This window comes from Sphingobacterium sp. UBA5639, from assembly GCF_002421245.1.
GTDB lineage: Bacteria > Bacteroidota > Bacteroidia > Sphingobacteriales > Sphingobacteriaceae > Sphingobacterium > Sphingobacterium multivorum.
The window spans coordinates 42,706-56,125 of the sequence record NZ_DIJR01000004.1; the positions used below are offsets into that span (position 1 = coordinate 42,706).

General features: G+C 40.8%; 15 protein-coding genes and 2 tRNA genes. 8 read left to right on the top strand and 9 right to left on the bottom strand.

Annotated elements, in window-relative coordinates:
* Window positions 1-8 precede the first annotated feature (8 nt).
* Together B4Z90_RS03745 and B4Z90_RS03750 are read left to right on the top strand one after the other, a co-directional pair.
* Window positions 9-590 carry a phosphatase PAP2 family protein gene (locus tag B4Z90_RS03745; RefSeq protein ID WP_070563716.1) on the top strand — a complete coding sequence of 194 codons (582 nt, stop codon included), beginning with the start codon at window positions 9-11 and terminating at the stop codon, window positions 588-590.
* On the top strand, window positions 590-1,399 hold the full coding sequence (locus B4Z90_RS03750; RefSeq protein WP_286801439.1) for a ZIP family metal transporter: 810 nt from the start codon (window positions 590-592) through the stop codon (window positions 1,397-1,399). The genes B4Z90_RS03745 and B4Z90_RS03750 overlap by 1 nt, the downstream gene beginning before the upstream one ends.
* A 5-nt stretch (window positions 1,400-1,404) precedes the next feature.
* On the opposite strand, the gene B4Z90_RS03755 is transcribed toward B4Z90_RS03750, so the two are convergent.
* Window positions 1,405-1,854 carry a MarR family winged helix-turn-helix transcriptional regulator gene (locus B4Z90_RS03755; protein ID WP_070563722.1) on the bottom strand — a complete coding sequence of 150 codons (450 nt, stop codon included), beginning with the start codon at window positions 1,852-1,854 and terminating at the stop codon, window positions 1,405-1,407.
* A 128-nt stretch (window positions 1,855-1,982) separates the two neighbouring features.
* Here B4Z90_RS03755 and B4Z90_RS03760 point away from each other — a divergent pair, with 128 nt between their 5' ends.
* From B4Z90_RS03760 to B4Z90_RS03775, 4 genes are all read left to right on the top strand, one after another.
* Window positions 1,983-2,222: a FeoA family protein gene (locus B4Z90_RS03760; RefSeq protein WP_046672175.1), complete on the top strand. Its 240-nt coding sequence runs from the start codon at window positions 1,983-1,985 to the stop codon at window positions 2,220-2,222.
* The gene (gene feoB, locus B4Z90_RS03765; RefSeq protein WP_115047414.1) at window positions 2,222-4,324 is read left to right on the top strand and encodes a ferrous iron transport protein B; all 2,103 of its coding nucleotides are present in this window, start codon (window positions 2,222-2,224) and stop codon (window positions 4,322-4,324) included. The genes B4Z90_RS03760 and feoB overlap by 1 nt, the downstream gene beginning before the upstream one ends.
* 6 nt (window positions 4,325-4,330) lie before the next feature.
* Window positions 4,331-4,492 carry a FeoB-associated Cys-rich membrane protein gene (locus tag B4Z90_RS03770; protein WP_083295845.1) on the top strand — a complete coding sequence of 54 codons (162 nt, stop codon included), beginning with the start codon at window positions 4,331-4,333 and terminating at the stop codon, window positions 4,490-4,492.
* Window positions 4,493-4,879: 387 nt separating this feature from the next.
* Window positions 4,880-6,298: an amino acid permease gene (locus B4Z90_RS03775; RefSeq protein WP_046672150.1), complete on the top strand. Its 1,419-nt coding sequence runs from the start codon at window positions 4,880-4,882 to the stop codon at window positions 6,296-6,298.
* 72 nt (window positions 6,299-6,370) lie between these two features.
* Here B4Z90_RS03775 and B4Z90_RS03780 read toward each other — a convergent pair whose 3' ends face one another.
* From B4Z90_RS03780 to mnmA, 4 genes are all read right to left on the bottom strand, one after another.
* The gene (locus B4Z90_RS03780) at window positions 6,371-6,682 is read right to left on the bottom strand and encodes a GNAT family N-acetyltransferase (protein WP_115047413.1); all 312 of its coding nucleotides are present in this window, start codon (window positions 6,680-6,682) and stop codon (window positions 6,371-6,373) included.
* Entirely contained in the window at window positions 6,673-6,912 is a 240-nt protein-coding gene (locus tag B4Z90_RS03785) for a hypothetical protein (protein WP_115047412.1), read from the bottom strand. Before B4Z90_RS03785 ends, B4Z90_RS03780 begins: the two co-directional genes overlap by 10 nt.
* 52 nt (window positions 6,913-6,964) lie before the next feature.
* Complete coding sequence (locus B4Z90_RS03790; protein WP_115047410.1) at window positions 6,965-8,029, bottom strand: PA0069 family radical SAM protein; 1,065 nt, start codon at window positions 8,027-8,029, stop codon at window positions 6,965-6,967.
* Between the two features lie 187 nt (window positions 8,030-8,216).
* On the bottom strand, window positions 8,217-9,308 hold the full coding sequence (gene mnmA / locus B4Z90_RS03795) for a tRNA 2-thiouridine(34) synthase MnmA (protein WP_046672147.1): 1,092 nt from the start codon (window positions 9,306-9,308) through the stop codon (window positions 8,217-8,219).
* Window positions 9,309-9,496: 188 nt separating this feature from the next.
* Here mnmA and B4Z90_RS03800 point away from each other — a divergent pair.
* Window positions 9,497-9,569: transfer RNA gene (locus B4Z90_RS03800), tRNA-Phe, on the top strand.
* A 42-nt stretch (window positions 9,570-9,611) separates the two neighbouring features.
* Window positions 9,612-9,684 (top strand) — tRNA-Phe (locus B4Z90_RS03805).
* A 248-nt stretch (window positions 9,685-9,932) separates the two neighbouring features.
* On the opposite strand, the gene B4Z90_RS03810 is transcribed toward B4Z90_RS03805, so the two are convergent.
* From B4Z90_RS03810 to B4Z90_RS03825, 4 genes are all read right to left on the bottom strand, one after another.
* Entirely contained in the window at window positions 9,933-10,724 is a 792-nt protein-coding gene (locus B4Z90_RS03810) for an SDR family oxidoreductase (RefSeq protein WP_115047408.1), read from the bottom strand.
* A 179-nt stretch (window positions 10,725-10,903) separates the two neighbouring features.
* Complete coding sequence (locus tag B4Z90_RS03815; RefSeq protein ID WP_070563734.1) at window positions 10,904-11,731, bottom strand: amidohydrolase family protein; 828 nt, start codon at window positions 11,729-11,731, stop codon at window positions 10,904-10,906.
* A 25-nt stretch (window positions 11,732-11,756) separates the two neighbouring features.
* Window positions 11,757-12,614, bottom strand: coding sequence for a fumarylacetoacetate hydrolase family protein (locus B4Z90_RS03820; protein WP_115047407.1), 858 nt, complete (start codon window positions 12,612-12,614; stop codon window positions 11,757-11,759).
* Between the two features lie 41 nt (window positions 12,615-12,655).
* Entirely contained in the window at window positions 12,656-13,420 is a 765-nt protein-coding gene (locus B4Z90_RS03825) for an SDR family NAD(P)-dependent oxidoreductase (protein WP_046672143.1), read from the bottom strand.

Consider the following 13,420-nt stretch of genomic DNA (forward strand, 5'->3'; position numbering starts at 1 on the left):
CAACATTTATGATTCAACAATTAGTACACATCGATCAAGAGATTTTTCTGGCCATTAATCAAGGCTTGAGTAACCCCGTATTTGATTGGTTATTGCCGATATTACGCAATCCATACACTTGGGCACCTTTGTATTTATTTCTGATCATATTTTTCATTAAGACCTATGGAAAAACAGGTATCCTAATTGTTGCCATGACCTTGGTTACTTTCGGAATTTCCGATGGTATATCCTCTCATTTGATCAAAAAGACTGTAAAAAGGATTAGACCATGTAACGACGTGGAGTTTAAAGAAAATGTCAACATCCGAGTGCGATGCGGTTCGGGCTTCAGCTTTACATCCTCTCACGCGGCCAATCATTTTTCCCTAGCTTTTTTCTGGATTGTACTTTTCCGGAGAAGATGGAAACATGCGCTTTGGCTTTGTATTACCTGGGCAACCCTAATCTCAGCCTCTCAAATTTATGTTGGTGTCCATTACCCGTTTGATGTCCTGTGTGGTTCAGCCTTAGGTATTCTGGTTGGATTGGCAACAGGCTACTTATTTAAACGGTTTGTGCCTAGCTTTTTTAAAACTGAACACGTATAATGAATTCAATTTTATTGATTTTAATTTTATTCATACCTGCATTTGCAAGTGGAATTGCTGTATTTTTTGTACAAAAGAAAGGAACCAGCTTCCTTAAACTCATCCTTTCTTTTAGTGGAGCCTATTTATTCTCTATTACTGTGCTTCACCTCATTCCGCATGTCTATCAGTCCAACAATACTTCACCTGAAGTATTGGGTATTTATGTACTTGCTGGATTTCTTTTCCAGCTATTTCTTGAACAGTTCTCCCAAGGGATCGAACATGGCCATATCCATACCGAAAATGATCATGACCACCATAGCCATCGTTTTCCAATCGGTATTATGTTCAGCCTATGTCTTCATGCTTTCCTCGAGGGAATGCCACTTGCGGCTACACATCAGACAGAACTTGCACTAGGCATATCCATCCACCACATTCCGGCCGCATTTGCGTTGGGAAGTATTCTCATAAGCACACATTTAAAGAAAAATACCATCCTCATTACACTGGCTTTATTTGCGGCAATGACCCCTTTTGGCTTTTTGCTGAGCAAAGCCATCAGTGCAGGTGAAGTAGGGAATATCCAGCAATATTTTGATAAAATCATGGCCGTCGTTATTGGTATCTTCTTACACATATCGACGACGATACTTTTTGAATCGGGCTCCATTGACCATCATAAATTCAATAAAAAGAAAATGATCGCTGTGATTGCAGGTGTTGCGATTGCACTCGGAAGTTTCTTATTTGTCGGAAAACATGATCATGGGCACGATCAACACCAACAACCGCATGATCATGAACATCATGACCATGCGCATTAATTTCTTTAGCCGCGAAGTTTATCCAACAGTGTACTTAACGTCATTGCCTCTTCTTCACTAATTCGATTGGGTAAAAGATCCTTCATCAGCATTTCCTCATCTAGATTCTTAAGAATCTCCAAGCCCTTCTCGGTGATAACCAAATCCACAGCCCTTTTATCTCCACCCGATTGACAACGTGAAACCAATTCTTTGGAAACCATGCGATCAATCATACGCGAGATGTCAGGGGTGGTACTCAACATTCTTGATTTAATCAGATTATTGGTTGCAGGCTTAGGATATTGGCCCCTCAATATGCGCAAGACATTAAACTGTTTCAAAGTGATCCCTTCTTTGGCAGCTCGCTGTTCAAGCTCATTGTTAATCCAATTGTACGTATATAGAATATTTACCGTACAACGATGCCATTCATTGCTGAATTTACTTACTTTGATTTCGTCCTCAATCTTCATTCTGGTTGATAATTAATCGTTCTGAATAGTAAAGATAGCTGTTTTTTACTAAATACATAACTATGACATTAGAATCATTCTAAATGGTAGAAATTCTGTATATTTGAAGAATTCAAAAAAACAGGCAGATGCGTAATAGAACTAGCTTAGATAAGCTAAAAAAAGGGGAAAAAGCGGTAATTATTGATTTTGATTCACACGAAATTCCAGCTAAATTTTTCGAATTGGGGTTTATACCTGGTACTGAAGTAGAAGTGAAACATATCGCACCTTTGGACGGTCCCATATGTCTAAATATTAGTGCTAATAACGCCTTAATTGCTATCCGCAAATCAGAAGCTAAAGTCATCCTTATTGATCAGAAATAATGAATAACCCGATTATTGCACTTTTGGGTAATCCAAATGTGGGTAAAACATCTCTATTTAACCGGATTACAAAATTAAATCAGAAAGTAGGAAATTATCCCGGTATTACGGTCGAAAAACGTGAGGGGCAAGTAAAAGCCAACAACAAAATTTATCGTATTATTGATTTACCGGGAACATATACCCTGTTCCCAAGTTCGCTGGACGAAGAAGTTGTTTTCAACACTTTAGTCAATAAAGAAAGTAGTTTCAGACCTAACCTTGTCGTTGTCGTCGCTGAACCTACGAACTTAAAGCGGTCTATTATTCTTTATCAGCAGGCCCGGGAGCTCGGTCTGCCGGCCATCTTTGTCATCAATATGATAGATGAAGCCAAAGAAAAAGGAATTACAATAGATGTTCAGAAGCTTGAGCAACTATTAAATACAAAAGTCTACGAAACCAATGCACGTACGGGACAAGGTATCGATCAGCTGATCAAAAACTTTGATGCTGTTCCGCCCATGTATATCAGCAAATTTAGCCTACCCAAGGAAGCTGATGCCGCATTAGAAGAAACCAAACGTCTTTTTCCATTAGATACGGAATACCATACCTGGCAATACCTGGCCAAAGGCGAGGTATCCTTTTTATCGAAAGAAAAAAATCAGGCGATTCAACAAATCCGTGAAAAACACCAATTACGCGCCGAGAGACTGCAAAAAGACGAAGCCATTTTGCGTAGTAAATCCCTGGATAGCAGCCTTGCTGAAATCTATGCAAAGGATGAATCCTCCAATAAAAACAAAACCAATACGATTGATAGCATCCTGCTTCATCCCATCTTTGGCTATGTCATCTTCTTTGGAATCCTCTTTTTAATCTTCCAGGCAATTTATACCTGGTCTGGACCAGCCATGGATTTTATCGATGGTTTATTTGGTGATCTTGCAGCCTATATACAAACAGCATTGCCGGCAGGGCCATTGACCGACTTGCTCAGCAATGGTATTATCAAAGGTATTGGCGGAATTGTGATCTTCATTCCACAGATCGTTATTTTATACATCTTTATCTCGATCATGGAAGAAACGGGCTATATGAGCCGTGTTGTTTTCCTGATGGACCGCTGGCTTCGCCCTTTCGGGCTGAATGGAAAATCAGTGATTCCATTGATTTCGGGCGTAGCCTGTGCTGTTCCTGCGGTTATGTCGGCACGTAACATCGAAAATAGCAAAGAAAGACTGGTCACTATTCTGGTAACGCCTTTTATGACCTGCTCAGCACGTCTACCTATTTATATCGTTCTGATCGGACTGGTGATACCGGACACGAAATTAGGGGGCTTTCAAATACAAGGTATTGTATTGTTTGTGATGTACCTACTTGGAATATTCGCAGCTTTGCTATCGGCGATTATCCTGACCAAAGTCATCAAATCAAAACACAAATCATTTCTAATCTTTGAACTCCCCACCTATAAGACTCCAGATTGGAAAAACGTAGCCTTAAATGTATGGGAAAAAGCATCAAGCTTTGTTTTCGGCGCAGGTAAAATCATTTTAGCCATTTCCGTTATCCTATGGGCATTGGGTAGTTTTGGTCCGAACGATAAATTTAGCCGGGCGGAGGAATATGTGACAAAAAATAACCCCAACCTGTCCGAAGCCGATTTGGACCATGAAGTTTCATCTTACCGTCTGGAACACTCTTTCCTTGGCTATCTTGGCATGGCTATTGAACCTGTTGTTAAACCATTAGGCTACGACTGGAAGATGGGCATAGGTCTTATTTCTTCGTTTGCTGCCCGTGAAGTTTTTGTAGGCACAATGGCCACAGTATATAGCCTTGGTGACGAAGTGGATATCGAAGATGAAGCATCTAAAACAACGGTATTAGGCAAAATGAAAAGCGAAATTAACAGGAATACCGGTTTACCGGCTTATAATTTAGCTTCTGGTGTATCCTTATTACTTTTCTATGCTTTTGCTATGCAATGTATGAGTACAATTGCAGCAGTAAAGAGGGAAACAGGCTCGTGGAAATGGACTTTGATACAGCTTGGTTTTATGACAGGCTTGGCGTATTTCAGTGCCTTGATTGCTTATCAACTTTTAAAATAAAAAGCTATGGATAATTTAACAGTACAATATCTCATCGTAGGAATGCTCGTTTTGGCGGCTGTATGGTATGTCGTTAAAAATGTCCGAAAATCACTAAAGGGCAAGTCGAGCTGCTCGAAAGGCTGCGGATGCGACTGCGGCGTAGAAAAAACACAAAAAGCAAATTAATTTATCTTTTTGAGTAGCATTTACAAATAAGATTTCGTTATTAGTTAGAGTGGCCAAAAATCACACTAGCTGCTAATTCATAAAGCGCCGTATTTCCAAATTACGGCGCTTTCTATTTCTGAGTCAAACAGGCCCCTCGCTATTGTTTATAAAAAAACAACGAAATACATTAAAACCACAACAGAATGTGCACAAATACCTAAGTGTTTTATTAACTTTATGCGCTTAGGGCAAATCGTTCGCTGGGAAGCTTTACGATAAACAGGTAATTCTTCTGGCGTCATTGATTTTGCTCAAACGATCCTTGGCGGGAGCAAATAGCCTCATGGGTTTTTCCGTATCTAAGGACCAGATTAAAACAGACTAGTAACCGTATTAACCATACACATGGAGAAACAGAACAATAAGGAGGAGTTAAAAAGAGGACTTCAAAACAGACATATTCAATTAATTGCCCTGGGTGGTGCAATCGGAACGGGCTTATTTCTAGGTATTGGGAAGGCTGCCACATTGGCTGGGCCAGCTGTTATCCTCGGCTATGCTTTCGCCGGAATTATTGCTTTTTTTATTATGCGCCAGTTGGGTGAGATGGTTGTTGAGGAACCTGTTTCAGGAAGTTTTAGCTACTTCGCCAATAAATACTGGGGTTCTTTTGCGGGTTATGCTTCGGGCTGGAACTATTGGGTGCTGTATATCTTAGTCAGCATGGCCGAACTCACAGCGATAGGCGTTTATGTACAATTCTGGTGGCCGGAAATACCTTTATGGGCATCAAGTTTATTTTTCTTCTTTGCAATCAACGCCCTTAATCTTGCCTCAGTCAAAATTTATGGCGAGACGGAATTTTGGTTTTCCATTATCAAGGTTGTTGCAATCATTGCCATGATTGTTTTTGGTGCATATTTATTGGTAAGCGGTACTGGAGGGGAGCAGGCAAGTCTCAGCAACCTGACTTCACATGGTGGTTTTTTCCCAAAAGGTTGGTTTAGCCAAACAGCGGATGGAAGTTTTGAAGGCCTTCTTTCCGCCATAGCATTGATCATGTTTTCTTTCGGTGGCCTGGAGTTGGTTGGTATCACTGCTGCCGAGGCCGAGCATCCCGAAAAGAACATCCCCAAAGCGACCAACCAGGTTATCTATCGAATCTTAATCTTTTACGTAGGTGCATTGATTATTCTTTTCTCTTTGACACCGTGGACAAATATCACCGCCGATACAAGTCCCTTTGTGCTGGTGTTTGACAAACTCAATGGGTTTGAATTTACGATCTTTGGAAAGACCTTCTATTTCACAAAAATTATCGCAAATGCGCTAAATCTTATTGTCCTTACCGCTGCATTATCTGTTTATAATAGCAGCGTGTACAGCAATAGCAGAATGTTATATGGATTGGCAGAGCAGGGAAATGCACCCCGTTTTCTTTCGAAACTCAACAAGAATCATGCGCCTATTAACGCGATTTTAGTTTCGGCACTGTTCGCGGCGATTTGTGTATTTATCAACTATGTAGCACCTAAAAATGCCTTGGAGATCCTGATGTCGCTGGTGGTATCTTCACTGATTATAAACTGGGTCATGATTTCCATTACACACTTGTATTTCAGAAAGAATAAACTCGATGCCCACTTACGCACCAAGTTTCCATCCTTTCTGTATCCTTTAAGTAATTATATCTGTCTGATCTTTTTGATCGCTGTACTTGGCATCATGTGGATAACAGGGATGAAACTTCCGGTAGAATTGATCCCTGCTTGGCTTATATTACTCTATGTGAGTTATGTTTTGATCAAAAGAAAGAAATCTTAGTTCACTGGAACCTTGATCTTATCAATCAAAAAAGCCTGATTCATTGCATGAATCAGGCTTTCTTGCTAAAATTTAATGCGGGTATTCCTCCTCGAGAATAGCAAATTCATAATTGTCGCTCCAACCATCTTTTAACGGCAAAATTTTCCGTCTGCGCGCCTCTTTGACCATGCCGACTTTCTCCATTACTTTAGCGGAAGCGATATTTCCAACAGCACAACCGCCCTCAATTCTATGAAAATTAAGTTCCTTGAAACCAAATGTCAGGATTCGGTTCAATGCCTCTGTTGCATAGCCCTTATTCCACATTGTCGCAACAAGCTTAAACCATACTTCTGAATTTCGATAGCGCAGCTTGACAACACTGATATTAATTAACCCAATAAACTCTTCCCTTCAAGGGTTTCTATATAAAAGGTATAATCCTTTCTGGCATCCAATTCATTGATTTGCGCCGACCAAGCTTCCACCATTTGCTCTGTATGGGCTATTCCATTCGGAAATCCACTCGGATTAAATAATGCAGATTCAGGATACATTAATAGGGAATGGATCTTTTCCAAATCTATTTTCTCTACGGATCTAAGCTTGAGCCGTTCTGTTCTAATTTCCATGTTTAAAATTACACAAATGGCTTAATTTAATGCTACCATTTGACAACAATAACTAAAATAAGCCCAGCTGCGTTCCTGCATCGGGTAAGCGGAAAAGATCTCTTCTCAAGGAGGGAAGCGTCCCATTATTCATAAATTTCTTGACGGAAAGCTTGAATAAATGCTGTAAACTCTCAGCCATATGGCCATCCCCTTTTATCCTCCGTCCAAAATCGGTATCGTTAATTTTTCCACCATGACAGGCTTCGATCCAGTGTAATACCTTTTCAGCACGATCAGGATAGTTTTGATAGAGCCAATCTTTAAAGATACCACCGATCTGTCCATTGAGCCTCACGATGGTATAAGAGGCCGTAATGGCTCCCGCATCTGCTCCCGAACGAATCAAATCTGAAATCTCATCACTATTGATCCCCGGAACGATGGGGGCCATCATTAACATGACGGGTACACCTATCTCAGTCAATCCCTCGATCAGTTTCAAACGGGCCGACGCTGTAGCAGTCCGAGGTTCCATTTTCTGACGTACCTCCTCGCGCAGCGAATTGATGGTCACAGCAACGGAAACCAGATTGTGTGCTGCAAGCTCGCGCAAAAGATCAAAATCCCGTCGCATCAGTACATTTTTGCTGATGATAGAGACCGGATGTTGGTATTTGACCATCAATTCTAAAAGCGAGCGTGTGATGCCCAGCTTCCGTTCAATCGGTTGATAACAGTCCGTATTGCCTGAAAGCATAATCAAATCGGGTTGATAGCTCGATTTTCTAAACTCCTGTTCGAGAAGCTGAGCCGCATTATGTTTTACTAGGATCTTACGTTCAAAATCCAACCCAGCACTAAAGCCCCAGTACTCATGCGAATTGCGCGCGTAACAATAAATACAACCATGCTCACAGCCCTGATAGGGATTAATGGATCGTTCAAAACGTAGATCCGGGCTATTTGATTTGGATATAATGGATTTTGGATGTGTCGGAATAAATTGTGTTTTCTCGGCACCCAAAAATTCTTCATCCAGCCCCTCCACATGTTCCTGCACGTATTGATTAGAAAAAAATTTGTTATTGGGATTGATCTGCGCCCCTCTGCCCTTCAAATATTCCGATGAATTCATAGGTTAAAATTACTAATTTTATTAGCAAAAACAAATTAAAATTTCCAATTTTTCACAAAGCGGGAAAGCGAATATCTTCTAGTTTGAAGTCCCAATAAAGCGTATTTTAAACCAAATAAAAATCCCTATACCGCAGCGGCAGTATAGGGATTAAAATTCTTATTTTAGATCTCAGTCCAGCTTCTATTTATTTCATTAAGAAACCACCACCGAGTAAATCATTGCCTTCATAAAAAACGGCCGATTGCCCTGGAGCAATACCTTTCACATTGTGCACAAAATCTATACGCACTTTATCGCCTTCTTGGGATATGGTCGACAAAGCACCAGAGTCTTTGTAACGTACCTTTGAAATTGCTTCCATCGGTTGATCTAGTCCTGCATATTTCACAAAGTTCACATTACGAACGTAAGCATGTGACTTTTCAAGTTCATGTTCTTCACCCAATACGACCGTATTACTTTCCGGAAGGATCTCAATCACAAACATCGGTTTACCCAAGGCAATACCTAAGCCTTTACGCTGACCGATGGTGAAATAAGGGTAACCAATATGTTTACCTACAACGGTACCATCGGAAAGAATAAAGTTACCGGGACCAATTTGTTGATCCAACGTTGGCACCTTATGTCTCAAAAACGCACGGTAGTCGTTGTCAGGAACGAAACAGATTTCATAACTCTCCGACTTATTGGCCAATTCCTTCTGTCCCATATCCAAAGCCATCTGACGAATCTCCTTTTTCGTGAAAGATCCTAACGGAAACTGTGTCCGGGCAAGATTTTCTTGTGATACGCCCCATAAAACGTAAGATTGATCTTTGTTTTCATCCTTACCTTTTGATATCACATAACGACCATTGTCGTGCATACGGATATTAGCATAGTGCCCGGTAGCGATAAACTCACAGTCCAATTTGTCAGCGCGTTTCATCAAAGCCTCCCACTTAATGTGGGTATTACACAACACGCATGGGTTAGGCGTGCGCCCAGCAATATATTCTTCTACAAAATTGTCAATCACAAAATCTCCAAACTCATCACGTATATCTAATATATAATGAGGGAAACCATAGTTTACGGCTAATGTACGAGCGTCATTGATACTATCAAGGCTACAACATCCGGTTTCTTTCGACGAGCCACCTGCGGATGCATAATCCCATGTCTTCATCGTGATACCGATAACCTCATATCCTTGTTCGTGGAGCATGACAGAAGCAACGGAGCTATCTACCCCTCCACTCATTGCAACTAAAACTCTTCCTCTTTTACTCATCTCTAATTATTGAAATGCAAAGATACAGCTTATTCCTTTTCCTATATGTTAGTTTCTTGTAATTTTATCTCGATCAAAATCAACACGTTCGAAAAAAGTACGAAAATAATCTGCATAAAAGTTTTAGAATTCAAATTATCGGACTATATTTGCATCGCAATAGGGGAACAAACCCATAGCAAAAAAGCGGTGCCATAGCTCAGCTGGTAGAGCAAAGGACTGAAAATCCTTGTGTCCCTGGTTCGAACCCAGGTGGCACCACGCTTCAATCTGATGATCACAGATTTAAATAAAAGGTCAACTGGTGCCATAGCTCAGCTGGTAGAGCAAAGGACTGAAAATCCTTGTGTCCCTGGTTCGAACCCAGGTGGCACCACAAAAAAAGCTTGTTCAATGAACAAGCTTTTTTTGTTTTAGCTAACTGCATTTTATATAACATCCCCCCCACATCTCCGCCGTATAGAAAATTCATCATACCCCTACTGCCTGAATTCAATGGGTGTTATTTTCATTGATTGATTGAGGGATATTATCAAAAAAAAGATCATGGATTTTGGAAATGAACCGGCGTTGTCTTTTTAAAATCCACTCAAGTTTAATTTCCAAAACCCAATCGCTTTTCTGCTACGATTCAGCAATAATCGACCGATCAAGATGCACATAGCCACCGTCCACATGAATCAATTGACCAGTTGTATGACTTGATTTGTTAGACAGCAAAAAGACTGTTGTATCGGCGATTTCCGCTGCTGTGGTCATGCGATGCTCCAATGGAATGCGGTCCGTAATTTTTTTCAATGTCTCCTCCGGATTTGATAAGGTTTGAATCCAGGTATCGTATTGGGGAGTTGCACATTCTGCCACAATAATGGCATTGACACGAATCGAGTAAGGCAACAATTCTACAGCCCACTCGCGCGTAAGTGCATTACGTCCACCATTGGATGCCGCATAAGCCGAGGTATTGCCCTGCCCTGTTTCACCAGTTTTGGACGAAATATTCACGATACTGCCCTTAGATGCTTTCAACGCATCCAAAGCGTGATGTGCCATCAGATAGTAGTGAATTAAGTTCTTATGTAGCGAAGCAACAAATCTTTCATAGTTGCCCGATGCCAATCCAACACCATCATTTTGTCCGGCATTATTCACCAAACCATCGATCCGCCCGTACACTTCCAATGTCTTTTGAACGGCTCTTTCACAATCTTCGGGTTTAGATAATTCTGCTTCAATACAGAGTGCATCCACACCAAATTGCTTTATTTCTTCTTTGACTTTTTCATTATCAGCTTGTTTACGGCCAACAATGACAGGAATAGCCTGTTCTTTAGCCAACGCGTGGACTACAGCCCGCCCGATTCCTTTTGCTCCGCCGGTAACAATAACAACTTTATCTTTTAAATGAAGATCCATAATACTTTTATTGAATGGTTTGTTTCATTGATTGTGGTTAACATTCGCAACAATGAATTCGTTCTCTGGTTATTGATTAATTTATATTGACGTCATTAAGCCCATTATCCAGCTTCATGACCAATAAAAAGCTTCAGCATGCTATTTTTCCCTTTCATAGCATGCTGAAGTTTTTCCTTTTAAAGATTATACACGCGTATTGCGTTCTCTGCCCAAAATGCGTTCTTCTCTTCAGCCGTAAATTGCCCTAATTTATCCTCAACGATGGCAATACTTTCTTCGTAGGATGCCGCCAATAGACATACCGGCCAATCTGACCCGTACATAATGCGCTCCTTTCCAAAACGCGCAAAGATATGCTCCAGATATTGCTTAAAATCATCAAGTTTCCATCCTTCCCAATCGGCCTCTGTTGCAAGTCCCGAAACTTTACATACGACATTTGGAAAGGCAGATAGCGCATCGATAAACGCCGCCCACTCATCAAATGCTTTCGACTTGATCGGCGGTTTGGCAATATGATCCAATACAAATTGAAGATTTGGATTTTGCTGCACACAATCCAACGTTGCCGCATAATGTCGTGGACGGATGAGCAGATCATACGTATAACCATAATCTGCTAAGGCCTTCAGCCCGTTTAATACCGCAGGGCGAATGAGAAAATCAGGGTCAGCTTCTCCTTCAACAATATGACGAAATCCTTTGATGACCGTAGCTGATTGATAGCCATCCAACTGTTGTCGAATATCCGCTGCTTGAAGATCAATCCAGCCCACTACGCCTTTAATAAAAGGATAATCACTAGCCAGCTGAACCAAATAAGCAGTCTCTTCGTTGGATTGATCCGCCTGAACAGCAACACTCCCTCCAAATCCATTTCGTTCAAGCACAAATTGAATATCCAAAGGGGTGAAATCACGTCTGATGACTTGCATTTCTTCGGTAATCCAACTATCTCTAATTGGATCGAATTTCCAGAAATGCTGATGGGTATCTATACGCATAATGAAAAGAAAACCTAATGAGCAATTAATTTTTTGAATACGCTACCACAGTCTGACGGGACTCTCCAAGACCATCTGCTCCTAACTCGATCACATCGCCAGGCTTCAAATAAATCGGTGGGTTAAATCCTAAGCCAACACCTGCCGGAGTACCTGTTGATATCACGTCTCCTGGCAACAAAGTCATAAATTTAGACACATAGGATACTACATGCGCCACCGAAAAGATTAAATCCTTGGTATTACCATCTTGGTAGGTTTTTCCGTTTACCTTCAACCATAGACGCACATTGTTGATATCTTTGATTTCTTCTTTTGTCGCCATGAAAGGTCCCATCGGTGCAAACGTATCACATCCTTTTCCTTTATCCCAAGTACCGCCACGTTCCAGCTGATACTCACGTTCGGAAACATCGTTGTGCAATACATAACCGACCACATAATCTAAGGCTTCATGCTCTTCTATATAAGAAGCTTTTTTACCGATCACAATACAGAATTCCACCTCCCAATCTGTTTTTACAGAATCTTTCGGAATCATCACATTATCGTATGGACCTACCAACGAAGTGGTCGATTTCATAAAGATGATCGGTTCAGCAGGAATTGGTGCATTTGTTTCCTTGGCATGGTCTAAATAGTTCAATCCAATACAAACAATTTTGGATGGGCGGGCAAAAGGTGCTCCGATACGTTCGCCTTGAGGAACTTCAATCAACTTACCTTCATTTGCCTTCACAAATTCTTCTAAACGGGCTACACCATTCTCTGCAAAGAATTGTTCATTGTAATCACCACCAAATGCGCTTACATCGTAATTTACACCATCGATCTGAACACCGATTTTCTCCTTGCCTTGAGCTCCAAAACGTATTAATTTCATTTTTATAGTATTGAGATAATAGATATTTTATTTTTAGCTTTTTAATTATTCAATTTAATAAAACCACCGTCAATAGGGTAGTCATTTCCAGTAATAAATCCAGCATCGTCACTACACAAGAAAAGTGCTAATTTGGCAATTTCTTCCGGTTGCGCCATGCGGCCTATTGGTTGGCTTGCTGATAGTTTTTCAAACATTTCTTCCTCTTTTCCAGGATAGTTTTTTGCGATAAATCCATCCACAAATGGGGTATGTACACGTGCAGGCGAAATGCTATTGCAACGAATACCATAGGCCATGTAATCCCGTGCTACAGACATTGACATCGCGTAAATAGCCCCCTTGCTCATCGAATACGCAAAACGATCCGTGATACCAACCCATGCAGCTATGGATGCTAAATTAAGGATTGCTCCCGAACCCTGCGCCTTCATCATCGGCACAATAGCATGCAATGCATTATAAGCTCCCTTAACATTCACATTAAAAACACGCTCAAAATCTTCTGATTGACAATTTTCCAAATTACCAACATGAGCGATACCAGCATTATTTACTAAAATATCAATTTTTCCGATATTTTGTGCTATAGCAGTAATTTCTTGTTGATCAGTTACATTACAACGATTAAATGCAGCCTGACCACCCAAAGCCAAGATCTCATCAACTACAGCCTTACCGCCATCTTCATTCAAATCCAGAATATGAACTTTTGCTCCTTCTGCAGCAAATTGCAGACTGATCGCACGGCCTATCCCACTACCACCACCGGTAATTACAGCTACTTTTTGTTCTAATTTTCCCAT

Coding starts and splice junctions, on each gene's coding strand:
- B4Z90_RS03745 (WP_070563716.1), top strand. CDS start 9: ATGATTCAACAATTAGTACACATCGATCAAGAGATTTTTCTGGCCATT.
- B4Z90_RS03815 (WP_070563734.1), bottom strand. CDS start 11,731: ATGCGTATAGATACCCATCAGCATTTCTGGAAATTCGATCCAATTAGA.
- B4Z90_RS03770 (WP_083295845.1), top strand. CDS start 4,331: ATGGATAATTTAACAGTACAATATCTCATCGTAGGAATGCTCGTTTTG.
- B4Z90_RS03785 (WP_115047412.1), bottom strand. CDS start 6,912: ATGGAAATTAGAACAGAACGGCTCAAGCTTAGATCCGTAGAGAAAATA.
- B4Z90_RS03825 (WP_046672143.1), bottom strand. CDS start 13,420: ATGGGAAAATTAGAACAAAAAGTAGCTGTAATTACCGGTGGTGGTAGT.
- B4Z90_RS03820 (WP_115047407.1), bottom strand. CDS start 12,614: ATGAAATTAATACGTTTTGGAGCTCAAGGCAAGGAGAAAATCGGTGTT.
- B4Z90_RS03760 (WP_046672175.1), top strand. CDS start 1,983: ATGCGTAATAGAACTAGCTTAGATAAGCTAAAAAAAGGGGAAAAAGCG.
- feoB (WP_115047414.1), top strand. CDS start 2,222: ATGAATAACCCGATTATTGCACTTTTGGGTAATCCAAATGTGGGTAAA.
- B4Z90_RS03810 (WP_115047408.1), bottom strand. CDS start 10,724: ATGGATCTTCATTTAAAAGATAAAGTTGTTATTGTTACCGGCGGAGCA.
- B4Z90_RS03755 (WP_070563722.1), bottom strand. CDS start 1,854: ATGAAGATTGAGGACGAAATCAAAGTAAGTAAATTCAGCAATGAATGG.
- B4Z90_RS03750 (WP_286801439.1), top strand. CDS start 590: ATGAATTCAATTTTATTGATTTTAATTTTATTCATACCTGCATTTGCA.
- mnmA (WP_046672147.1), bottom strand. CDS start 9,308: ATGAGTAAAAGAGGAAGAGTTTTAGTTGCAATGAGTGGAGGGGTAGAT.
- B4Z90_RS03790 (WP_115047410.1), bottom strand. CDS start 8,029: ATGAATTCATCGGAATATTTGAAGGGCAGAGGGGCGCAGATCAATCCC.
- B4Z90_RS03775 (WP_046672150.1), top strand. CDS start 4,880: ATGGAGAAACAGAACAATAAGGAGGAGTTAAAAAGAGGACTTCAAAAC.